Origin of the sequence: Acinetobacter sp. YH12236 (genome assembly GCF_013417645.1) — a bacterium.
Lineage (GTDB): Bacteria > Pseudomonadota > Gammaproteobacteria > Pseudomonadales > Moraxellaceae > Acinetobacter.
Genome location: NZ_VPDM01000035.1, coordinates 1 through 21,871, shown reverse-complemented (window position 1 = coordinate 21,871; position 21,871 = coordinate 1). Strand labels below are relative to the sequence as shown.

The 21,871-nt window shown below is 42.0% G+C and carries 21 protein-coding genes and 1 pseudogene; 12 read left to right on the top strand and 10 right to left on the bottom strand.

From position 1 onward, the window contains the following. Window positions 1–49 precede the first annotated feature (49 nt). On the bottom strand, window positions 50–940 hold the full coding sequence (locus FTV14_RS13265) for a sulfite exporter TauE/SafE family protein (RefSeq protein ID WP_180054023.1): 891 nt from the start codon (window positions 938–940) through the stop codon (window positions 50–52). A 408-nt stretch (window positions 941–1,348) separates the two neighbouring features. Here FTV14_RS13265 and lpxB point away from each other — a divergent pair, with 408 nt between their 5' ends. Next, complete coding sequence (lpxB, locus tag FTV14_RS13260) at window positions 1,349–2,521, top strand: lipid-A-disaccharide synthase (protein ID WP_180054022.1); 1,173 nt, start codon at window positions 1,349–1,351, stop codon at window positions 2,519–2,521. Here lpxB and FTV14_RS13255 read toward each other — a convergent pair. Further along, window positions 2,510–3,460 carry an AraC family transcriptional regulator gene (locus tag FTV14_RS13255; protein WP_159122888.1) on the bottom strand — a complete coding sequence of 317 codons (951 nt, stop codon included), beginning with the start codon at window positions 3,458–3,460 and terminating at the stop codon, window positions 2,510–2,512. The genes lpxB and FTV14_RS13255 overlap by 12 nt on opposite strands. 188 nt (window positions 3,461–3,648) lie before the next feature. Between FTV14_RS13255 and FTV14_RS13250 the strand changes: the two genes are divergently transcribed. Next, window positions 3,649–4,863, top strand: coding sequence for an alkane 1-monooxygenase (locus tag FTV14_RS13250; RefSeq protein ID WP_180054021.1), 1,215 nt, complete (start codon window positions 3,649–3,651; stop codon window positions 4,861–4,863). A 56-nt stretch (window positions 4,864–4,919) separates the two neighbouring features. On the opposite strand, the gene FTV14_RS13245 is transcribed toward FTV14_RS13250, so the two are convergent. Beyond that, window positions 4,920–6,743, bottom strand: coding sequence for an acyl-CoA dehydrogenase (locus tag FTV14_RS13245; protein WP_180054020.1), 1,824 nt, complete (start codon window positions 6,741–6,743; stop codon window positions 4,920–4,922). A gap of 78 nt (window positions 6,744–6,821) precedes the next feature. Here FTV14_RS13245 and FTV14_RS13240 point away from each other — a divergent pair, with 78 nt between their 5' ends. Then, a complete protein-coding gene (locus tag FTV14_RS13240; protein ID WP_180011030.1) occupies window positions 6,822–7,802 on the top strand; it encodes a GlxA family transcriptional regulator in 981 nt (326 codons plus the stop codon). A 45-nt stretch (window positions 7,803–7,847) separates the two neighbouring features. On the opposite strand, the gene FTV14_RS13235 is transcribed toward FTV14_RS13240, so the two are convergent. From FTV14_RS13235 to FTV14_RS13220, 4 genes are all read right to left on the bottom strand, one after another. Further along, window positions 7,848–8,177, bottom strand: coding sequence for a hypothetical protein (locus tag FTV14_RS13235; RefSeq protein WP_180054019.1), 330 nt, complete (start codon window positions 8,175–8,177; stop codon window positions 7,848–7,850). Continuing rightward, window positions 8,174–8,380, bottom strand: a complete 207-nt coding sequence (locus tag FTV14_RS13230) for a helix-turn-helix transcriptional regulator (RefSeq protein WP_034702754.1) — start codon at window positions 8,378–8,380, stop codon at window positions 8,174–8,176. Before FTV14_RS13230 ends, FTV14_RS13235 begins: the two co-directional genes overlap by 4 nt. Before the next feature lie 149 nt (window positions 8,381–8,529). Further along, entirely contained in the window at window positions 8,530–9,729 is a 1,200-nt protein-coding gene (locus FTV14_RS13225; protein ID WP_180054018.1) for an MFS transporter, read from the bottom strand. Further along, window positions 9,726–10,169, bottom strand: a complete 444-nt coding sequence (locus FTV14_RS13220; RefSeq protein WP_180011026.1) for a MarR family winged helix-turn-helix transcriptional regulator — start codon at window positions 10,167–10,169, stop codon at window positions 9,726–9,728. The genes FTV14_RS13225 and FTV14_RS13220 overlap by 4 nt, the downstream gene beginning before the upstream one ends. Before the next feature lie 260 nt (window positions 10,170–10,429). Between FTV14_RS13220 and FTV14_RS13215 the strand changes: the two genes are divergently transcribed. Both FTV14_RS13215 and cydB read left to right on the top strand, forming a co-directional pair. Further along, a complete protein-coding gene (locus FTV14_RS13215) occupies window positions 10,430–11,875 on the top strand; it encodes a cytochrome ubiquinol oxidase subunit I (RefSeq protein WP_180054017.1) in 1,446 nt (481 codons plus the stop codon). Further along, the gene (gene cydB, locus FTV14_RS13210) at window positions 11,872–12,876 is read left to right on the top strand and encodes a cytochrome d ubiquinol oxidase subunit II (RefSeq protein ID WP_034702762.1); all 1,005 of its coding nucleotides are present in this window, start codon (window positions 11,872–11,874) and stop codon (window positions 12,874–12,876) included. The genes FTV14_RS13215 and cydB overlap by 4 nt, the downstream gene beginning before the upstream one ends. Window positions 12,877–13,071: 195 nt before the next feature. On the opposite strand, the gene FTV14_RS13205 is transcribed toward cydB, so the two are convergent. Beyond that, window positions 13,072–13,689 (bottom strand): thermonuclease family protein, encoded by a 618-nt coding sequence (locus FTV14_RS13205; protein ID WP_004785537.1) that lies wholly within the window; start codon window positions 13,687–13,689, stop codon window positions 13,072–13,074. A gap of 161 nt (window positions 13,690–13,850) precedes the next feature. Continuing rightward, window positions 13,851–14,768 (bottom strand): LysR family transcriptional regulator, encoded by a 918-nt coding sequence (locus FTV14_RS13200; protein ID WP_125278631.1) that lies wholly within the window; start codon window positions 14,766–14,768, stop codon window positions 13,851–13,853. A gap of 94 nt (window positions 14,769–14,862) precedes the next feature. On the opposite strand from FTV14_RS13200, the gene FTV14_RS13195 reads away from it, so the two are divergent. The 7 genes from FTV14_RS13195 to FTV14_RS13165 all read left to right on the top strand — a co-directional run bounded on the left by FTV14_RS13195 (window position 14,863) and on the right by FTV14_RS13165 (window position 21,725). Then, window positions 14,863–16,104 carry an acyl-CoA dehydrogenase family protein gene (locus FTV14_RS13195; protein ID WP_180054016.1) on the top strand — a complete coding sequence of 414 codons (1,242 nt, stop codon included), beginning with the start codon at window positions 14,863–14,865 and terminating at the stop codon, window positions 16,102–16,104. 54 nt (window positions 16,105–16,158) lie between these two features. Then, on the top strand, window positions 16,159–17,280 hold the full coding sequence (locus tag FTV14_RS13190; RefSeq protein WP_180054015.1) for a phosphotransferase family protein: 1,122 nt from the start codon (window positions 16,159–16,161) through the stop codon (window positions 17,278–17,280). Continuing rightward, window positions 17,277–17,975, top strand: a complete 699-nt coding sequence (locus FTV14_RS13185; RefSeq protein WP_034702771.1) for a histidine phosphatase family protein — start codon at window positions 17,277–17,279, stop codon at window positions 17,973–17,975. Before FTV14_RS13190 ends, FTV14_RS13185 begins: the two co-directional genes overlap by 4 nt. Before the next feature lie 50 nt (window positions 17,976–18,025). Continuing rightward, window positions 18,026–18,769, top strand: coding sequence for an SDR family oxidoreductase (locus FTV14_RS13180; protein WP_004785546.1), 744 nt, complete (start codon window positions 18,026–18,028; stop codon window positions 18,767–18,769). A 411-nt stretch (window positions 18,770–19,180) separates the two neighbouring features. Then, window positions 19,181–20,239, top strand: a complete 1,059-nt coding sequence (locus FTV14_RS13175) for a fatty acid desaturase (RefSeq protein ID WP_159122901.1) — start codon at window positions 19,181–19,183, stop codon at window positions 20,237–20,239. A 158-nt stretch (window positions 20,240–20,397) separates the two neighbouring features. Then, window positions 20,398–21,108, top strand: a complete 711-nt coding sequence (locus FTV14_RS13170) for an SGNH/GDSL hydrolase family protein (RefSeq protein ID WP_159122902.1) — start codon at window positions 20,398–20,400, stop codon at window positions 21,106–21,108. A gap of 32 nt (window positions 21,109–21,140) precedes the next feature. Further along, window positions 21,141–21,725 (top strand): uracil-DNA glycosylase family protein, encoded by a 585-nt coding sequence (locus tag FTV14_RS13165; protein WP_034704166.1) that lies wholly within the window; start codon window positions 21,141–21,143, stop codon window positions 21,723–21,725. Between the two features lie 45 nt (window positions 21,726–21,770). On the opposite strand, the pseudogene FTV14_RS13160 reads toward FTV14_RS13165, so the two are convergent. Then, window positions 21,771–21,871: pseudogene (locus tag FTV14_RS13160) on the bottom strand (IS982 family transposase); the annotation flags it as partial.

The window sequence follows — 21,871 nt, the reverse complement described above, 5'->3', positions numbered from 1 at the left end:
AAAAGATGAATACTTCTTTGAAAAAAAAGTGATGAATCCATGCTTTAGTTTAAACAGCAACTGTTTTTTCTACTACTGTTACCAATTCAGGTTGGGCGGGTTGCACCGGTTTTGACTTGACTGGATTCACAATGAAATTCACGCCAAGACAGAACAGGGTAATCCCAAGAATTTTACGGATAATTTTCTCTGGCATACGTGAACTGATCAGTGTTCCAATCACAATCGCTGGAATAGAACCGCAAAGTAACCAGCCTAATAAAGTAAAGTCTACATTACCTGCACTCATATGGCCCAGACCTGCGACTAAAGTTAAAAGTACAGCATGTACTACATCCGAACCGATAATACGGATCATGGGTAGATTCGGGAACATCAGGATCAAGGCCATAATACCGAAAGCACCGGCACCGACAGATGACAGGGTCACAAACACGCCCAGTACAATACCCATGATCACGATCAAGACACGTTTATTGCCAGATTTAAAGTCAACTTTGTCTAGATCCTGAGTCATATCAGGCAGTTCTTGTTTGCGGTATTTATTAAAGAACTTTTCAATAGAATTGCGGAATACAATAGATGCACCAGTAAGGGTCAGCATAAAGCCCAATACCATGGTCAGCGTTGCTTTATAATGTGTCGATTGACTGAGATAATTCTCTAGTACCCAGTGGGTCACAAATGAGGCAGGGATACTGCCGATCGCCAGCCAGATCACAATGGGCCAGACAATATTCATTTTCTTAGCATGAACCAGTGAACCACAGAATTTAGAAATTGCGGCATAAAGAAGGTCTGTACCAATCGCGATATGCGGTTCAACCCGAAGCAGTGTAATCAGGATTGGGGTCATCAACGAACCGCCACCGACACCGGTAATCCCAACACAGAAACCAACCAATACACCTGCTAAAATAAATTCAATCGGACCAAACATGCATATATGCCAAAATCAAAAAACGAGCATATCTTATGACTTTTAAATATAAGTCGTTGTCTTGATTATTGATTTGCTTATTCTAAAAAGAGATAAAGACTATAAAATTTAAAGTAATTCATCCTGATTTATATTTTAATTTGAATCATCTAGCATACCTTTCTATTGCTAAGTATGAAAATTGATAAAGCTTCTGCAAAATGCCTTTTTATTTATTTGTTTAAAGATCAGCCGCTTTAAATTTATTTTAATTTTTAAGCTGGGCTAAGGCGCGCGCATTGTCCAGATTCCAGTAGTTTAATTATTTGAGGTAGCCAAGATTTGTGAGTTCAACACTTAGGCATGCTCAAATCATGCTTTATGATAGAATCTGAACGGAATTAATTTGTCTCATTTGAGGGAATACACTTGCAGAATCGGAAACTTAAAATCGGAATCGTGGTGGGAGAGGTATCGGGAGATACGCTTGGTGCGAAGCTCATCCGTAGTTTTCGAGAGCAGGGTATTGATGCAGAATTTGAAGGGATTGGTGGGCCGCAAATGCTGGCTGAAGGCTTCAAGAGCTACTATCCAATGGATATTCTCTCGGTCATGGGCATTGTTGAAGTCCTGAAAGATATTAAAAAACTGTTTGCGGTTCGTGATGGTCTGGTCGAGACCTGGACGAAAGATCCAGTCGATGTGTTTATCGGTATTGATGCGCCTGATTTTAATTTGCGTCTTTCCAAAACCCTGAAGCAAAAACAGTTACCGATTAAGACCGTGCAATATGTCAGTCCTTCGGTCTGGGCATGGCGTCAAGGCCGGGTACATGGTATCAAGGCCAGTATTAATCTGGTACTGTGCCTGTTTCCATTTGAAAAAGCATTTTTCAAGAAATGGGATGTTCCGGCTGCCTTTGTCGGTCATCCATTGGCAAGCCAGTTACCCCTAGACAATAATCTGGCTGAAGCGCAGGCAGAACTGGGCTTAGATCCTGCACAAAAATATATTGCACTGCTGCCAGGTAGCCGCCGTGGTGAAATTGAACGCTTAGGACCATTGGTACTGGATGCAGCCAAAATTCTGCATCAGAAATATCCGGATTATACGTTTCTGATTCCCGCCATTAATGAGATGCGTAAACAGCAGATTGAAAACTTGCTGGCACAATATCCTGACAGTTTAAAAGCACATATCCGCCTGATGGAAAATACCAGTAGTGAGTCAAAAATTGGCCGTCAGGTGATGAATGCATCTAATATCATTGCGTTAGCTTCAGGCACTGCGACACTGGAAGCCATGTTATTGCATCGTCCGATGGTGACCTTTTATAAATTGCACTGGCTGACTTATCAGATTGCCAAATTGCTGGTCAAAATTCCTTATTTCTCGTTGCCAAATATCATTGCTGGTAAAAAAGTCATTCAAGAATTAATCCAGTCAGAAGCAACGCCTGAAAACCTGGCTGCTGAAATTGAAAAATTGATGGATATTGAAGCAGCTCAAATTCAGGTGATGCAGCATCTCACCATGCACAAGCAGCTGCTTTCCGGCAACAGTGAAGATCCTGTCAAAGCGGTACTAGCCTTAGTCCAATAAAGGCGTCTTGCTTTTTTGACAGGCAATACGGTATCGGGTCGGGGTTTGTTCAAACTGTTTTTTAAAGCTTTGACTAAACGCCGTTTCCGAAGAATAGCCCACCAGATAGGCGATCTGCTGAATGCTAAATCCGCTATTTCTGAGATATTGTGCTGCCAGGCGAAGTCGATGCTGTTGCAGATAAGCCAATGGTGGCTCACCAACAATCTGGGTAAACAGCTGGGCAAATTTGGAACGCGACATATGGCATTGTTCAGCCAGGCTTTCTACGGTCCAAGGCTGTTCTGGTTTGCCATGAATTGCTGCCAAGGCATTAGATAGTTCAGGATGCGAAAGAGCATTCAGCCAGCTCGAAGCATTTTCCAGATTCAAAATATAATCTCGTACGCATTCAATCAGTAAAATACTGACCAGATGATCCAGAATTTTGTCTCGTCCCGGACGAAGTTGCTGGGTTTCCAATGCCAGAAATTGCAAACCAACTTGTAACCATTCTGGTGCTGTATCTCCCAGAATATGCTGAATGTGCAGAAATTTAGGTAAAGCACTCAGTAGCGGTTTCGCCATCTGGATATCCAGATTGGAACGAATCGCCAGGATAAAACTGCGTTCTGCTGAATGGGTGATATTGAGATCCACACATTGCTGTGCATGAGTCTGAAAATAAGAATTGATCGAATGATGTTCAGAAAAATCCGCATTGCCGGGACTAGAAATCCGATGGGCAGAACCAGCAGGCAATAACACCAGATCACCTTGTTGCAGCTCAAGCAGATCGCCATCTTTGAATATTAATTGCGCTTGACCCTGTAATAATACATAAGCCAGCATGGACGGTTCATACTGATAATCAAACCCGCCTGGATGAAACACATTGAGGTAGAGATATTCGGATTTTTCCAGATGAATATCATCAAAAATTTTACTTAAAGCATCCATGCTTGACTCTATTCTTTTGTTTTAATTCATTTAATTAAATTTAAATAGCCCAGTCTTGTGATTTAAGGCCAAGATTTGGCCTAATGCGCCAAAGACGCTGACATAGTTTTTCTGGACGTTCAATACTGTTCGCTAATGCTGAAATATTCAACTATATGTGCAGAGTAACATAAAAAAGGAGGGTCGCAATGAATGCCCCTGCACAAATTAGCAAAGCTCAGTTCACGCAGGATGCGTCAGCGCTGAAAGGTGTCCAACTGGATAAAAAACGTTTTGGCTGGCTGCTGAGTCCCGGTTTGCCTGTGATCGGTATGGGAATTCTGGCTGGCTATCATTTTGGCCCCAAAGCCACTAAAAAAGTCTTTGCGATGGGTGGGCCTTTATTATTACATGTGATTATCCCAACATTAGATGCTTTAATTGGTGATGATGCCAATAATCCAAATGATGAGCAGATTCAGGCATTGGTCAAAGATCCTTATTATGACCGGATCGTGAAGATGTTTATCCCATTGCAAATGGCTGCCAATGCTTTTGCAGGCTATGTCGTATCCCGTCCAAATGTTTCTCTGGTCGATCAGGTTCTACTTGGCGTTTCTATGGGGGCGATCAATGGAATCGGTGTGAATACTGCACATGAGCTGAGCCATCGCCCTCAGAAAAAAGACCATTACTGGTCACATGCCAGCCTGATGCCGCTGGCTTATAACCATTTCCGGATTGAGCATCCTTATGGACATCATAAACGGGTGGCGACGCCAGAAGACCCGGCATCTTCGAAAATGGGAGAATCCTTTTACCGTTTCTGGCCACGTACTGTATTGGGTGGCTTGAAATCAGCAATTCAGATAGAAAAAAGACGTTTGGAACGTAAAGGCTTAAAATTTTTTAGTCTGGAAAATGAGTTATTTCATGGCTGGGCGATGAGCGCAGGTTACCATGCCTTAATGCTGAAAACGTATGGCAAGAAAATCATTCCTTATACGCTGACCCAAGCCTTTTACGGCATCAGCCTGTTTGAGATCGTGAATTATATCGAACACTATGGATTGAAACGCGGGCAAAAAGCAGATGGTACCTATGAGCGAACCTTGCCCGAACATAGCTGGAACAATAACAACATCGTGACCAACCTGTTCCTGTACCAGTTACAACGCCATTCGGATCATCATGCCTATCCAAGCCGACCATTTCAGGCATTGCGACATTTTGATGAAGCACCAGAATTACCAAGTGGTTATGCCACCATGCTGATACCGGCACTGATTCCACCATTGTGGTACAAGATGATGGATCAACGTGTGTATCAACATTATCAAGGCGATCTGGCTAAAGCGAATATTCTGCCTTCGAAACGTGCCAAGCTGCTTAAGAAATTTGGTCTAAAAGACACTGCGGCTTGATGATGTAAACAAATAAAAAATGCGCCATTCGAGGCGCATTTTTTATTGATTTTTATTTAGAACCAGTCACTTTGCATATTTAGACAGGTGTCATCGAAGTTCATCAGTAATTTGGCCTGATGTTCAATTTCAGGCAGTTCCCAATGAATAAAATATTGAGCTGCCTGAATTTTACCGGCCAGAAAGGCTTGATCTTCCTGTTGAGAAGATGTGCCAAATTTAAGTTGAGCCTGATTGGCCATTTCCAGCCACAACCACGCGATAATAGTTTTGCCCATCATATCCAGATATAGCCCAGAATTGGCCAAAGCTTCACTAACTTTGTCTTGATGCAGAGCCTGACCTAAAACCTGTGTGGTTTTTTGCACAGTGACAAGATGCTGTTTATAGACATCTGCCAGTTCTGTTAACTTGCTATCCTGAATCTCAGACAAGGTTTTCTGGATGCGTTGCATGAGCAGGGTCAGGCCTTTGCCATTGTGCTGCCAGAGTTTACGGCCTAATAGATCCAGAGACTGAATCCCATAAGTGCCTTCATGAATCGGATTAAGACGGTTATCCCGATAGCATTGCTCAACCGGATATTCACGCGTATAGCCCGCACCACCCAAGACCTGAATCGCTAGATCATTGGCTTTAGGACCATAGGCAGAAGGGAAGGACTTGACCACTGGTATAATGAGATCGAGTAAAATGGCACTATTTTCCTCTTGTGCAGCCTGATGTTCATCAATTAAGCGGGCTGCAAATAAGCACAGCGCCAAAGCACCTTCAACATAAGACTTTTGTGCCAATAACATGCGTTTGACATCCGTATGCTCAATGATATTTACGGGCTTGGCATCAGGTGTCTTTTCATGAACCGGACGACCTTGAGGGCGGTTTTTAGCATAGTCCAGAGATTCCAAATAGCCGCGATAACCAATCATGGCTGCACCGAGACCGACACCGACGCGCGCTTCATTCATCATCTTGAACATATATTTTAAACCTTGTCCCACTTCACCAATTAAATAGCCTAAGCAACGATCGTTTTCCCCAAAGCTTAGAACTGTTGAAGTTGTGCCGCGATAGCCCATTTTGTGTAGCAGGCCAGCCAGATGGACATCATTGGATTCACCTACAGTTCCATCTGTATTGGTTTTGAATTTCGGCACGATGAATAGGGAAATACCTTTTACCCCTTGCGGAGCGTCTTGGATACGAGCCAGAACCAGATGCACAATATTTTCAGTAATGTCCTGATCACCACCAGAAATAAACATTTTCTGGCCTTTAATTTTGTAGCTTCCATCTGACTGAGGAATCACTTTAGTGGTCAGATCTCCCAAAGAGGAACCCACATTCGGCTCGGTCATCGCCATAGTTCCAGCAAAGCGGCCACTTAGCATATGCGGCAAGAACATTTGTTTTTGTTCTGGAGAGGCAAAGGCTTGAATCAGATTTGCTGCAGCGGCTGTCAGAAAAGAGTAGGCAACAGTCGAAGGATTTGCCGACATGAAATAGGCATTACAGGCCATATTCACCAAAGTCGGCAATTGCATGCCGCCGTCTGCGTAATCATGCTGGGCGCAGAGTAGACCAGCATCAGCAAATTGTTGCCATGCTATTTTCACTTCATCAATGGTCTTCACCTGTTTGCCATCAAAGCTCGGTTCTTGGTGATCAGCCTTGGCATTATGCGGCGCAAAATAATCGGTCGCGATGCCTTTTGCCGTTTCTAGGATGCTATCAAAAGTATTTTTGTCATGGTCCTGATAGCGTTCCAGTTCAGTTAAAGCTTCAAGTTTGAAGACATCATAAAGCAGAAAATTGAGGTTTTTATCATTAATCAGCTGAGTCACGGTACGGTCCTGAATATGCAATCCTTGAGATAGCATTAAGACTAGCAGTTGCATTTATCAAGGGGGATTGTCAATAATGACATGAAACGGGTGAAAAACGACAAATAGAAAAATATGCAACAGGTAGTGATTTTAGGCTTTGATGGTGCTTTGGCTTCAGCAATTACAGGTGTCGTCGACTTATTTGCCATGGCTGGCGTCAGCTGGAACCGGATTCAGCAGCAGGATGTACAACGTCTATTTAAAGTCAAGATCGCCAGTCCAGATGGACAACCAATTCGTTGTATTAACGGTCTGGAATTGCAAGCTCATTGTGCGTATAAAGAGATTCAAACTGCCGATATTTTGGTAGTGCCGACTATCGCCGCACCTATTCCAGAGGTACTGGATGAAAACCCAGGCCTGATTCAGTTTTTAACTTCTGCTCATGCACAATCCACCTTAATCGCTGGAAACTGCACCGGGAATTTCTTTCTGGCAGAAGCTGGTATTTTAGATGGTCGTGTGGCGACAACGCATTGGGGCTTTCAGGATATATTTCGTGCACGTTATCCTCAGGTCAAACTCAATGCCGATATGATGATTAGCCGGGATCAGAATATTTACTGTGCAGGTGGAGGCTTGGCCTGGTTTGACCTAGGCTTGCATCTGATCGAACGTTTCTATGGTTTTGAAGTTGCCATGCAATCTGCCAAATCCTTTGTGATTGATTATCGACGCGATAGCCAATTGTCTTATTCCTTAATGAAGATTGGTCAACCTCATCATGATGAACTGGTGCAAAAGGTTCAGGACTGGTTAGAGCAGCATTTTCATGAAGAGTTTACTTTAAATGCGCTGGCAGAACGTTTTAATGTCACCACTCGTACTTTAATCCGGCATTTTAAGCAGGCGCTAAATATTGCACCGAATCAGTATCTGCAAGCCATTCGTATTGAAGCGGCACGCAAACGGCTTGAGGAAACTGATCAGGCCATAGATCTGATTATGCAAAATGTCGGCTATCAGGATCCAAGTTCATTTCGGCGTTTATTTTATAAGAAAACAGGGTTAACACCTTTAGAATATCGCCGTCGTTTTAGTCGACGTTTCTAGATTTTGACAAAAAGAGAGATTCGAAAAGCTCTCTTGGCATACATATTAGCTAAAGACGTCTTTACGTAAATAATGCGTATAAATGGTTGAAGCGATGCTTTGCAGGAAGCCGGTGAACATAATCCAGTAAATAAAAACTTCACGTTCTAACCATTTTAGTCCGAAGCCTTCAAATCCGATGATGATCAAAAAGGCTGAACTAATCCCCAAAAATAAAATGTTATAGGATAATGACTTCTGCTTTAATAAAATCATTGTTCCTCTTTCGTCTTTGGCTTCCTGTGAGCATTCAAAGCGTATTTTATATATTTCACAGCAAATCACAGCCACCACAATACTTAAGATACTACCCATCAATACCCAATATAGTGTCATGTTACTTCCTCGGCATAACTAAACAGTTCCTCAATCGTCGTTTCAAGTGCATTTGCTAACTTGAATGCCAGAATCAAGGAAGGGTTGTACTTCTCTTTTTCTAATGCGGCAATCGTTTGGCGGCTGACTGCCACTGCATCAGCAAGCTGTTGTTGTGTCCAACGTTTTTTAGCACGGAACACGATGATGTCATTCTTTAACATGTCTTTACTCCAACATCATTCAAAATGTAATATATATTTAACATTATGTAAACTATATATTTCATAATGATAAAAATAAGTGTTATTTAAAAGATTGAGATATAAAAAACGGGCTAAATGCCCGTTTAAAAATTTTTGAATCAGCTGGTTTAAGCTTTGACTGAGGTCGATTTAACCTTGCGGCCATGCAGCAGGTAATACCAGATCAGACAACTAAAGGTAAGCACTGCGGAAAACAAATAAAGCTGACGATAACCCACCTGATCCAGCAGCATACCGAGGAAATAAGGTCCGAAACCAAGACCGGCATCTAGTGCAATAAAGAAAGTCGAGGTCGCCAGACCCATCCGTTGCAAGGTGGTACTTTTCACGGCAATAGTTTGACACACTGACTGAATATTACCGAAACCAAAACCTAATAACGCGGCACTCGCCAGTAACATCACAGAGTTTTGTGCCTGACTCAGCATTAGAATACCTACTGCCATAATCACGATTGCAGGATAGATAATGATGTTTTCACCTTTACGATCCATTAATGGGCCAGTAAATGGACGCGACAGCAGAATGGCAAAAGCATACATCAGGAAGAAGAAAGAGGCTGCTTCGACCAGATTGATGTCTTTGGCATAGAAGTGGATAAAGGACAATACGCCTGAATAACAGGTAGCCACCAGCAGGACAATGATAGCAATCGGCAAGGCATTCGGCTCTACATACTGAGCGAGCTTACTGGCAGATTGTGGAACAGAGGAAGTCAATGTACCACTCGCTTTAAGGCGCGGCGGCTGGATAAACAGACCGCAGATCAGGCAGCTGAACGCAACGATAGTGGTGAAGATAAAAATCACCTGATAATTAAAATTCGTCATCAGCCAAATCCCGACAAAAGGACCAATCGCTGTACCAAGCGTACTGCTCATACTGAAATAACCAATACCTTCACCACGTCGTGTTGCTGGAATGGTTTGCGCAATTACTGTGCCGAGTACGGTAGATGCCATACCCATCATAAAGCCGTGTATCAGACGAATACCCAATAACACTTCTAGTTTGGCCGGAATCATATAAAGTCCGGAAAATAGCAAAAAGCCAGTCAGGCCAATCACCAGGGTATTTTTCAGTCCTAGACGATTCAGCAATTTCCCAATAAATAAGCGTCCAATTAGCGTTCCGACAATAAACAGACCGGATACCAGACCGGCTTGTGCAGTCGATGCTCCCAGTTCAGCGACCGAGAAACCGACAATCACAATCACCAGCAGGTAAAACACCAGAACGAGCTGGAAATTAACCAGACTGACCAGGACGAAATTAGAGGTCCATAAGCGGGCTTGATCTTGGCTCATTGTGGTGTTTCCTGAGATGAAGGATGTAATTGCTGAATCAGCTGTACCAAAGTGTTTTTACTGCTTTGCAGATCATGTGCGTCAATCTGTTGCAGTAACTGATCTTCAAAAGCATCAATCTGTTTGGAACACAGGTTAAAGGTTTTAACCCCTTGCTCGCTGAGTTTAAATAATTTCTGACGTTTATCTTCGGTTTCGATCTGGCAGATTAAGTCGAGTTCACTTAAATGCTGGATACGTTTGGTTATGCTTGGTTTTGAAACATTTAAATAGCTTGAAATATCAACCAACGTGCATTGCTGTTGGGATTGAATGGTATAGAGCACTTGCCATAAGGAATAATTAAGTTGGGAGGATAATAAAATAGTATTGATTTCATCACTCATGAGTCGTGCGCAACGCAGCAACAGTGAACGAAATCTGGAAGAGGGTTGAAACATATAGTTAACCTGGCTAACTAAATTGTGCCTAATTTACGCCTCTATATTGAATTAGACAAGAGGGAAATTTTGAAAATTTTTGCATGGTTAACGTCTTTTTGACTAAGTTATTACAAGTCTTTAACCTGATTAAAAAACAATCAACAAAAGACTACATACTTTTAAGAATGATTCAGCCTAAGCTACCTAAGCACTAGAAAAATCCATCACTTAATAACTGAAGGGCAGATATGCCAAATAACACTGCATAGGTGAAGTTTATGACTCTGGGTTTAACTGCATTAGAGTTAGCACGAATACAGTTCGCCTTTACTGTATCTTTTCATATTATCTTTCCTGCAATTTCAATCGGATTAGCAAGTTTTTTGGCTATTCTGGAATGGCGCTGGTTAAAGACTAAAAATCCGATTTTTCAGGATCTGTTCAAGTTTTGGGTCAAAATTTTCGCCGTCGCATTTGGAATGGGCGTCGTATCCGGTGTGGTAATGAGCTATCAGTTCGGAACCAACTGGAGTGAGTTTTCCCGGGTCGCTGGAAGTGTGACCGGACCCTTGCTGGCTTATGAAGTTTTAACTGCGTTCTTTTTAGAAGCCGGATTCCTGGGCATCATGCTCTTTGGCTGGGATCGGGTTGGCCCACGAGCGCACTTTTTCTCCACTTTAATGGTCGCAATCGGCACCTGTATTTCCATGTTCTGGATTTTATCTTCCAATAGCTGGATGCAGACCCCCCAAGGTTTTGCGATTGAAAATGGCCTGATCGTCCCGCAGGACTGGGTAGCGATCGTATTTAACCCGTCTTTTCCTTATCGTCTGGCCCATATGGCAATGGCCGCCTTTCTGGTTTCGGCCTTACTTGTAGCCTCAACAGCGGCATGGCATCTGATCAAGGGCCGTCGTGATCCTTTAGTCAAAACTTCGTTTTCCATGGCTATGTGGCTGATTCTGGCACTTGCACCTTTACAGATTTTTGTGGGGGATATGCATGGTCTGAATACACTTGAACATCAGCCAGCCAAACTGGCCGCGATGGAAGGCCATTGGGAAACCAATCATGATGAAGGAATGCCTTTATACCTGTTTGGGATTCCAGACATGCAAGCTGAAGAAACCAAATATGCAATTGGTATTCCTAAATTGGGTAGCCTGATTCTGACGCACTCTATGGACGGAAAAGTCACGGGGCTTAAAGATTTTGCGCCTGAAGATCGGCCCAATTCACTGGTCGTGTTCTGGAGTTTCAGGATTATGGTCGGGCTGGGTATGTTAATGCTTATGCTTGCACTATGGGGGCTATGGTCACGTACTCGAGGACGTTTTTATGAGTCACGTGGACTGCATCGTTTTGCACTCATCATGGGTCCATCCGGATTTCTTGCCATGCTGGCAGGCTGGTTTACCACAGAAGTCGGCCGTCAGCCTTGGGTTGTCTACGGCATTATGCGGACCAAAGATGCATTATCACCAGTGTCTGCTGAACAGGTGGGTCTAACTCTGATTATTTTTGTAGTAGTGTACTGCGTCGTTTTTGGCGTGGGAATTTTCTACATGTTGCGCCTTATGCATAGAGGTCCAGAATTTATTCATTCCAGACCGCACCATGAATCGGATAGCGATGTGGTTCAAGCTTCCCGTCGACCATTGAGCAGTATTCGCGAACGTATTGAAGAGGTTCCTGAACATCCGGATCAGGAGGATAAAAAATGATTGATTTATCATTAATTTGGATTGCGATTATTGGCTTGGGTGTACTGGTCTATACCATTCTGGATGGTTTCGATCTGGGCATTGGCATTCTATTTCCATTCTTCCCGCATCAGGATGAACGCGATGTCATGATGAATACGGTCGCTCCGGTCTGGGATGGTAATGAAACCTGGATGGTTCTAGGGGGCGCCGGATTATTTGCTGCCTTTCCATTGGCTTATTCGACGGTACTCTCAGCGCTATATATGCCCATTATCCTGATGGTGATCGCCTTGATTTTTCGTGGTGTCGCTTTTGAGTTTCGTTTTAAGGCGAATAAAAGCAAACACTGGTGGGATAAAGCCTTTATTGGAGGATCGATCGTTACCAGTTTCTTGCAAGGGATGATCCTGGGTGCATATATTCAGGGGATTGAAACACGAAATGGTGTCTATGTAGGCGGTGGTCTGGACTGGCTTAGCCCATTCAGTATCTTTACCGGAGTCAGTGTCGTGGTGCTATATGCAGCATTAGGCTGTGGATGGCTCATTTATAAAACCGGTGATGATTTACAGGATCGCATGTTTAAACTGATGCCGAAACTGATTATTGCCTTACTGATTATTTTAGGCGCTGTTAGTGTTTATACGCCGTTGACCCATCCGCAAATTGCGGAGCGTTGGTTCAGCCAGCCACAATTTACCTACTTTATGCCCGTACCGATCTTGGTCATATTGTTTACCTGGCTGGCCTTACGCGCCTGTAAAAGACGCAGTGAACTAGGTCCATTTTCCTATATGCTGGTGCTGGTATTCCTGGCATATACCGGTTTTCTGATTAGTCTGTGGCCATATATTATTCCGCCATCAGTCACGATCTGGCAGGCAGCGGCACATGAAAATAGTCAGTTATTTGCCTTGATTGGTGCCTTGATTCTGATTCCGATTATCGTGATTTATACCTGTATGTCCTATTGGGTATTCCGACATAAGGTACGTGTTGGAGATGATGGTTATCATTAAGGAGCAGTTATGACACGCAAACAGATAGTATGGTTTGTCGGCTTATGGCTTGCAGGTTTTTTGACACTAGCACTTATTGCAGGGGCATTCCGCTTTCTGGTGCATTTGGCCTATTAGGTATATTAAATGAACAAAGAAAAGGGATTTGTTAGTACAAATCCCTTTTTATAGGCTAAATTTTTGATTTTTAAAATATCAAGATGAGGCTTTGATCTGTTTACGATAAACACTTGGACGGACAGGGCGGCTGTTTTTCCATAACCCTTTTTTCTGCTTTTTGGCTTTATTCTGTAGTTCCATCATATAGCGTAAATGGTTTTTATCCCGGATATATTCCTCATAAACCCATGCCGCACCACGTTTCACAATCTCTTCATTAATATTCTTGCGATAACGATAGACCACACCGACACAGCGACCATAACGGTCAATATCCGTAATTTGTACCCGAATCATTTTATTTTTAACCATACTTTGAACCAGGCGTAGTGATTCCTTACCATAGGCCTGTGAAGATTCAGGTGCATCGACATAGGCAAAACGTAATTTGGTCTCAGAGCGACGGATATTAAAACGGTAGCAGGTGAGGGTGTCACCATCACTGACCGCACTTACCCGGCACCAATATTTCTTACCTTTCTTAAAGGGGCGAAATAGGTCCTTTAAATACACCGTAATTTTATGCAGCAAATAATAAGAAAAACACAGAAGTACGAAGCCCAGCACAATTTGCCAGGTGGTGGAGAGATGTAACAAGGGCAAGATCCAAATCAGCAAAAACAGCCGCATAAACACAGCTAAAAGTTGAGCCATTTTAGATCAAAGCCACTCCGCATAGGGCTTAAAAAGCCATCAATCAGTGTTTAGTTTTGTACCGATAAAATAGCCTAAGCACTATCAAATTAGGCCAATCTCAATCCTAAAACCTGATAATAAAAATAGCCTAAGCAAGTTTAAATTATCTCATAAATAGCCTAAGCAAAAATTTTATAAATTTCATTTCTCAAAAATTGATGTCTTTTATTCTCCTGCAAATCTTTATGCCAATACATCCCCATATTAATTTTCGGCAGTTGTACAGGAACGTCAAAAATATTCAGACAGTTTGCTAACTGTAGATGAGTCAAAACATTTTTAGGAATTGTCAGCATGGCAGTCTTTTGCTGTTCCAGAATTTGCAGGGCTGTGGAATAGTGCTGACAACGTAAAAAAATCTGTCGGGAATAATGTTTTCGACTTAAATATATATCTTCAACTAAAACTCCCGTACGGCGTGAGGAAACACCAATATGAGGTGAGGCCAGATAAATCTGTTCATTCATTTCTGTTCGTTGTGTACAGACCACGAACTCATCCTGTACCAGTCGTTCAAACTGAATTTTTTCACTAATACTTTGCTCCAGATCAATAACAAAATCGACCTGTTGAGAGGCGAGATCTGCAGCAATATTTTTACGGTCGAGTTTCATGCTACTCAGTTGAAGATCCAGGTTAATTTTTTGGAAATGTTGAACCAGTTTAGGAAATATCATGGGTTCAATTTCGTCATGTACAGCAATTTTTAAGCTATGAATCGATTCCGGTCTGAATTGCTGATGCTGCATCGAAATATTCTGAATCGTAAAAAGTGCATTTTTAATTTCAGGATAGATCTGATCCGCAAACGGCGTAGGTTGCATCTTGCTACCAGTTCGCACAAATAAATCATCTTGTAAATGCTGTCTTAAACGTTGTAAAGCATGACTGGCCGCTGACTGGCTTATCGATAGAATTTGCGCAGCTTTAGAAATACTGTTTTGTTCGTAAATGGCAATAAAAAGTGGATAAAGATTAATATCAATACGATGAAAATTTCGTAGATCCATCACGGTTTTTGAATGAATACTATGCATACTACTATATGGAATTAAATCATTTTATTCATAATAAGTTTTGGGTTAAGGTGTTGTAAAGCGTATGAATTAGAATATTCAGAGGGATAAAGCAATGTTTGAGCTGTCAGCACGTGCACAGGATTATTTAAATAGAACAAAAAAGTTTATTACTGATGAAATTGAACCTGTCGAGGCTGATTTCTGGCATCAGGTGCATGAACTGAATCAAGGCGGTGACTGGACCAAATGGCAATGGCCGGCAGAACTTGAAACATTGAAAGATAAAGCCAAAGCGGCAGGTCTCTGGAATATGTTTTTGCCTTGTCCAGAATTAGGTCAGGGATTATCCGTTCAGGAATATGCGCATATCGCTGAACTTTCTGGACGAAGCTTAATTGCACCTACCGTCTTTAACTGTAATGCACCAGATAGCGGCAATATGGAAGTATTGTGGCGCTATGGTTCTGAAGAACAAAAACAGCAATGGTTAATGCCACTACTGGAAGGGAAAATCCGTTCAGTGTTCTGTATGACTGAACCTGCAGTGGCTTCTAGTGATGCTACCAATATGCAGGCGACGGCGGTAGTTGAAGGTGATGAAATTGTTTTGAATGGTCGTAAATGGTGGTCTTCGGGTTTGGGTGATCCAAATGCCAAAATCATCATCTTTATGGCACATACACCGGATGAATCCAAAGACCGTCATCATCAGCATTCCATGGTTTTAGTTCCAGTCGATACTGCAGGCGTAAAAATCGAACGGATGCTTCCAGTCTTTGGTGACTATGATGCACCACATGGCCACGGCGAAGTCAACTTTGATAATGTTCGTGTTCCAGTTTCGAATTTTATTGGCGGTGCAGGTCAAGGCTTTGAAATTGCCCAAGGTCGTTTAGGGCCAGGCCGTATTCACCATTGTATGCGTTGCATCGGTGCTGCTGAAAAATCATTAGAGTTGATGATTGACCGAGGTATGAGCCGTACCGCATTTGGTAAAGAGATTTTAAAACTGGGTGGTAACCTGGAACGTGTCGCAGAAGCTCGCGTTGCCATTGATCAGGCTCGATTATTAACCTTGTATGCTGCCTATAAAATGGATACTTTAGGGAATATGGCAGCACTGACTGAAATTTCTGCAATTAAAGTAGTCGCGCCAAGTGTGCTGGAAAAAGTCGTGGATATGGCAATTCAGATCCACGGCGGTGCGGGTGTTTCTCGTGACACACCGCTGACCGGATTCTTTGCCCAAGCCCGTGCCTTACGTCTGGCTGATGGCCCGGATGAAGTGCATAAAGGCATGATTGCCAAACTGGAACTGGCAAAACGCGGTTATAGCACACGTCGTAAAAAATAAGCTGGCTTTATATATAGAACATTGCAACGTATTAGAAGATTTTAAGGAAAAATTATGGCGGTCATTGATGTAGGTGGATCAGTTCGTGAAGGTGAGGAACTGGATGTACAGGCCATCACAGAGTGGTTAAATCAACAAGGAGTAAATGTAGAAGGTCCTTTAGAGCTTACTCAATATTCAGGTGGAGCTTCTAACTGGACTTATCGTTTGCAATATGCCAATGCCGATTTAATTTTACGTCGTCCGCCTCAAGGGACTAAAGCCAAATCTGCGCATGACATGGCACGTGAATATCATGTACAAAAAGCCTTGGCTGACCATTATCCGGTCGTACCTGAAATGGTGGCACTTTGTCAGGACGAATCAGTCATTGGCTGTGACTTCTATGTAATGAAACGCATTGAAGGTATTATTCCGCGTGCCAAACTGCCATCTGAACTGCAACTGACTGAATCAGATATCCATACTTTATGTATTAATGTGATTGATAAACTGATCGAACTGCATCAGGTTCCTTATACAGGTACAGAACTAGAAAAACTTGGCAAAGGTGAAGGCTATTGCCGTCGTCAGGTAGAAGGTTGGGATGCACGTTACGAAAAAGCCAAAACATTAAATGTTCCATCTTTTAAATATGTGCGTAACTGGTTGAAAGATAATATTCCATCTGATTCTAAAACCTGTGTCATTCACAATGACTGGCGTTTTGATAATGTCATTCTGGATCCAGAAAATCCAACTGAAGTTATTGGGGTGCTGGACTGGGAAATGGCCACCCTGGGTGATCCGCTGATGGACTTGGGTTCTGCCTTGGCTTATTGGGTAGAAGATACGGACAATGCCATTTTTAAAGCAACACGTCGCCAGCCGACCAATTTAAAAGGTATGTTTACCCGTAAAGAAGTGGTCGATTACTATTTGGAGAAAACCGGTCTGCAACCGGAAAACTGGACATTCTATGAAGTGTTTGGGATTTTCCGTCTCTCGGTAATTGCTCAGCAGATCTATTATCGTTATTACCACAAACAAACCAACAATCCAGCCTTTAAGGATTTTTGGGTAGTCATTCATGCCTTGCATATTCGTGCCTTAAAACTGATTGGTCTACAAAAGCTTGAAGCCAATGACATTGCACAAAAATATATCCTGAAATTTAAAGAGTTAATGCCAAAATGACCACCATTTACTTGATCCGGCATGGACAGGCATCTTTCGGGGCAGCCAGTTATGATCAGCTTTCGCCAAATGGGGAACTACAGGCAAAATTGCTCGGTCGTTATTTTGATGAAATTCTGAAAGAAGCACCGTATGTAGTGGCTGGTTCTATGCAACGTCATCAACAGACGGCACAGTTATCTTTAGATGAATGTTTTCCTGAAAGCGAGATTTTGACCGATAGTGCCTGGAATGAGTTTAATCATCAGCAGGTCTTTGCCCGTTATGAACCGCGTTTTAATCAGCCTGAACTGCTTAAGCAGGATGTCTCAGAACATGCCAATCCCCGGGATTATCTGAGCAAGATCTTTAGTGGAGCGATTGCTCGCTGGACCTGTGATGATTATCACCATGAATATGATGAATCTTGGCCAAATTTTAAAAGCCGCGTAGAAACCGGTTTGCAGAACTTATGTGATCAGCTTGCGCAAACTAAACCGCGCTATGCAATCGTGTATACCTCGGGTGGTGTCATCTCTGTGGCAGTAGGCAAAATCCTGGGTCTGAGTCCGGAGAAAACTTTCGCTTTAAACTGGGCAATTACCAATACCAGCATTACTACATTGCGTCTGGTCGGAAATGAACCCCAGCTACTCAGCTTGAATGAACATCATTTTATTAAAGCACAGCGTCCAGACCTGCTAACCTGGATTTAAAAATTATTGAAGATAAAACACCTTATAAAATAAAGGGATAGGGTAAAAATATGGCTAAAACGATTTTAATTACTGGTGCAAGTTCAGGGATTGGTGCCGGTATGGCACGTGAATTTGCAAAAAAAGGGTATAACCTGGCGATTTGTGCACGTCGTCTGGAACGTCTGGAAACTTTGAAGCAGGAACTCGAGAGCCAATATGATATTAAAGTCATTGCCAAAACACTGGATGTGACCAATTATGATCAGGTTTTTGAAGTTTTCCGTGCCTTTAAAGAAGACTTTGGCACCATTGACCGGATTATTGTCAATGCTGGTGTAGGTGAAGGCCGCCGGATTGGTAAAGGTAATTTTGCGATCAATAAAGCTACTGTTGAAACCAACTTTATTTCTGCATTGGCACAATGTGAAGCTGCAGTGGAAATTTTCCGCGCACAAAACTCCGGTCATCTGGTGATGATTTCATCGATGAGCGCAATGCGTGGTATGCCAAAACACTTGACTGCTTATGGCGCAAGTAAGGCTGGGGTTGCACATCTGGCTGAAGGCATTCGTGCTGAGCTAATTGATACACCAATTAAAGTCACGACCATTTTCCCAGGCTATATTCGTACTGAAATCAATGAAGGCGCGAAAAAATTACCGTTTGAAGTGGATGAGAAAACGGGTTCACGTTTATTGGCAGAAGAAATTGAGAAAGCACCAGTCAAAGCTTATGTACCGAAATGGCCTTGGTTGCCCCTCGGTTTGGCAATGAAAGTATTACCGCTAAAATTAGTCAATAAATTAGGTTAAAACCTCAATTTAAAAAGCTCCATTCGGGGCTTTTTTACTTTTTAGTATTCAAAATTTTGGATAAAAGTAGGTAGGATAATTCTGGTATCGGATTTAAAAACGTTATAAATTACTAAGATAATTAGTTAAATCTCTAAAAGTCATTAACACTTTGATGATGAATAAATTTTATTTTTCTATAAAAATAAAAATTCTATTAGAATAGAGATGATTAAATTTTTAAGAAAAGAATTTTTAGACGATAAATTTTATAGAAAATATCTCCTTATTTTTCTGCTTTATTCTTGATCTTAAAAAAATTACTAAAACTGCCCAAAACTTGGACATACTCGCTGCGAAAGTGGAAAGATAACTTCTCTTTTTTATAAATTCCTTTAATGTACAACTGTTCAGAAATCAAAGGTTGTCCATATGTCTACATCTTCGGATATGACTGACCAACAGCGAATCTCTAAGGTCAGAAATATCGTTACACAGGCCGGGGAAGAAATACGTACCCGTTATCCTATACTCAAACATCAGAATTTCATTGGTTCGAGTATTTTAGGTTTTGCCTGGACGGGGATGATCGCATGCGCATTGGCATATGGATATGGTTATCTTTCTGCGTGGTTCACCATTCCATTGATCGCAATTTTTGCTTCACTGACACATGAATTGGAACATGATCTGATTCATTATATGTATTTCAAAAAAACACCTTGGGCACATCATTTAATGTTGGCTTTAGTGTGGCTGGCTCGTCCAAATACGATTAGTCCATGGGCTCGCCGACGCATGCATTTGCATCACCATAAATATTCAGGCACTGAATATGATCTTGAAGAACGTGGCATCAGTAATGGTATGCCATGGGGGATTCGCCGCATTCTAGTAATAAGTGACCAGTTGATGTCAGTCTATTTACGCCCATTTCAGATGTTTAAGATGATTCATCTTTTTATGGAAAAACAACCTGAAAAAGAACGTAAAGTTGCCATGATTTCTCAGCTATTAGGCTTCTTGCCATTAAGCTTGATTTATTATGGTCTGTGCTATTTATTTGTAGTCTTTCATGTAGGCAATGCCGTTGCACCAATCTTTGGTTATGAAATGCTTTGGTCGGAAAGTATCATCGAAGCTATGCCGCTCGTGAATTTCTTGGCAGTAATTTGGATCATTCCGAATTTTATCCGTTCTTTTAGCCTGCAATTCGTTAGCTCCAATATGCATTATTATGGTGATATTGATCCACGCGATGTCATCAAGCAGACTCAGGTACTGAATCCATGGTGGATGGTGCCATTCCAGTTATTTTGCTGTAATTTCGGTTCAACTCATGCGATCCATCATTTTGTGGTCAAAGAACCCTTTTATATACGTCAGTTGACCTCTAAAACGGCGCATAAAGTCATGAAAGAAGTCGGTGTACGCTTTAATGATATTGGGACGTTCAAGCGCATGAACCGCTGGAATGATCATAAAGTTTGATATATCAGCCACATTAAAAAATCCCGTTAAACGCCGGGATTTTTTTATTTTGCTAGTTAAAGTTACGTGAATATTCATTAAAAATGACTGCTGAGGTATTACTCGTAATCCATAAATTGCAGTAAAATTAATCATATCTTTATATAAATTAGTCCATTATGTTGCTCAAAGCTGCCACTATCGCCTTAATTCCCGCGCTCGTAATTCAGGGTAACCGTGTCAAAAAAAATACGATAAAACTTCCAGAACCAGAGGGTGCACGTGAAGGCCAAACAGGAACAGGCAAAAAACTTTCATTACTGATTGTGGGTGATTCAGCAGCAGCAGGGGTCGGGGTAGATCATCAGAATGATGCCTTACTTGGCGCGATTCTGAATGAGCTAAAAAATGACTTTGAAATTGAATGGAAGTTACAGGCAAAAACGGGCGATACCACCTCAAAGGTCATTCGTACTTTAGACCAGATTGAAGCTAAATCCTATGATGTGGTCGTGACTTCAGTCGGAGTGAATGATGTGACTAAGCTCATGCCTGCCGATGTCTGGATCAAGAAGCAGGAACAGTTTTATGGCAAAATCCAGCAAAAGTTTAATCCAAAACTGGTCATTGCAGCCGGTGTCCCTCCAATGAACATGTTCCCAGCTTTACCGAATCCTTTGGCCTGGTTATTTGGTCAATATGCCAAACACATGAACCAGCAACTGGAAAAATTTGTGAACAAGCAGATCAACATGCAATGGATTGAATACGATATTGAAAAATATCGGGCCATGAATTTACAAATGGCCAAAGATGGTTTTCATCCAAGTAAGGAAGTTTATACACTTTGGGGACAAGAAGTCGCTAGCAAGATCCGTCAGGCATTCTAAAATAACTGAAATACCTGAATCTGGAACAGTTTATGTCGGATATTGAAACCCATCCATTACCGCCATTTTTACCGCCCAATGCCAAATTACTGATGTTGGGCAGTTTTCCGCCACCCGCAACGCGCTGGAAAATGAATTTTTATTATCCGAATTACCAAAATGATATGTGGCGGATATTTGGATTAATTTTCTTTAAAAATAAAGATTACTTTTTGGACTTACCTAATAAAAAATTTCAGGAACATCTAATCCGTGAGTTTCTAACTGAAACGGGGATTGCGATTTTTGACAGTGCTTATCAGATCCGACGCCTGAAGGGAAATGCTTCCGATAAATTTCTGGAAATTGTAGTGCCAACCAATTTGCAGGATCTATTAGGGAAAATGCCAGACTGCAACCACATCATGACTACAGGCGACAAGGCCACAGATACTTTGATGCTCTCTATGCCTGAAGGTACGTTGAAACCCGGTATAGGTGAGCCAACACAGGCACATTTTCTTGGCCGTGACCTGTATCTATACCGGATGCCATCTTCATCCCGGGCTTATCCTTTGGCTCTGGATAAGAAAGCAGATAGTTACCGGATGATGTTCGAGCATGTCGGTCTAATTTGAGTTATGAATAAATATAAATATTAACCTGAGTTCGATGAAATCCACTTAACCTTTTAGCATATTTTGGAAAGTTGGCTTATTGGGGTTCAAACAATAAGCCACTACAGCAGCCATGATATTCACCATGAAGTTATTTACCGAACGAT

Excerpts from the sequence above, each read along its gene's own strand:
- FTV14_RS13265 (WP_180054023.1), bottom strand. The coding sequence starts at position 940 with ATGTTTGGTCCGATTGAATTTATTTTAGCAGGTGTATTGGTTGGTTTC.
- FTV14_RS13255 (WP_159122888.1), bottom strand. The coding sequence starts at position 3,460 with ATGGATGCTTTAAGTAAAATTTTTGATGATATTCATCTGGAAAAATCC.
- FTV14_RS13250 (WP_180054021.1), top strand. The coding sequence starts at position 3,649 with ATGAATGCCCCTGCACAAATTAGCAAAGCTCAGTTCACGCAGGATGCG.
- FTV14_RS13245 (WP_180054020.1), bottom strand. The coding sequence starts at position 6,743 with ATGCTATCTCAAGGATTGCATATTCAGGACCGTACCGTGACTCAGCTG.
- FTV14_RS13240 (WP_180011030.1), top strand. The coding sequence starts at position 6,822 with ATGCAACAGGTAGTGATTTTAGGCTTTGATGGTGCTTTGGCTTCAGCA.
- FTV14_RS13235 (WP_180054019.1), bottom strand. The coding sequence starts at position 8,177 with ATGACACTATATTGGGTATTGATGGGTAGTATCTTAAGTATTGTGGTG.
- FTV14_RS13230 (WP_034702754.1), bottom strand. The coding sequence starts at position 8,380 with ATGTTAAAGAATGACATCATCGTGTTCCGTGCTAAAAAACGTTGGACA.
- FTV14_RS13225 (WP_180054018.1), bottom strand. The coding sequence starts at position 9,729 with ATGAGCCAAGATCAAGCCCGCTTATGGACCTCTAATTTCGTCCTGGTC.
- FTV14_RS13220 (WP_180011026.1), bottom strand. The coding sequence starts at position 10,169 with ATGTTTCAACCCTCTTCCAGATTTCGTTCACTGTTGCTGCGTTGCGCA.
- FTV14_RS13215 (WP_180054017.1), top strand. The coding sequence starts at position 10,430 with ATGACTCTGGGTTTAACTGCATTAGAGTTAGCACGAATACAGTTCGCC.
- cydB (WP_034702762.1), top strand. The coding sequence starts at position 11,872 with ATGATTGATTTATCATTAATTTGGATTGCGATTATTGGCTTGGGTGTA.
- FTV14_RS13205 (WP_004785537.1), bottom strand. The coding sequence starts at position 13,689 with ATGGCTCAACTTTTAGCTGTGTTTATGCGGCTGTTTTTGCTGATTTGG.
- FTV14_RS13200 (WP_125278631.1), bottom strand. The coding sequence starts at position 14,768 with ATGCATAGTATTCATTCAAAAACCGTGATGGATCTACGAAATTTTCAT.
- FTV14_RS13195 (WP_180054016.1), top strand. The coding sequence starts at position 14,863 with ATGTTTGAGCTGTCAGCACGTGCACAGGATTATTTAAATAGAACAAAA.
- FTV14_RS13190 (WP_180054015.1), top strand. The coding sequence starts at position 16,159 with ATGGCGGTCATTGATGTAGGTGGATCAGTTCGTGAAGGTGAGGAACTG.
- FTV14_RS13185 (WP_034702771.1), top strand. The coding sequence starts at position 17,277 with ATGACCACCATTTACTTGATCCGGCATGGACAGGCATCTTTCGGGGCA.
- FTV14_RS13180 (WP_004785546.1), top strand. The coding sequence starts at position 18,026 with ATGGCTAAAACGATTTTAATTACTGGTGCAAGTTCAGGGATTGGTGCC.
- FTV14_RS13175 (WP_159122901.1), top strand. The coding sequence starts at position 19,181 with ATGTCTACATCTTCGGATATGACTGACCAACAGCGAATCTCTAAGGTC.
- FTV14_RS13170 (WP_159122902.1), top strand. The coding sequence starts at position 20,398 with ATGTTGCTCAAAGCTGCCACTATCGCCTTAATTCCCGCGCTCGTAATT.
- FTV14_RS13165 (WP_034704166.1), top strand. The coding sequence starts at position 21,141 with ATGTCGGATATTGAAACCCATCCATTACCGCCATTTTTACCGCCCAAT.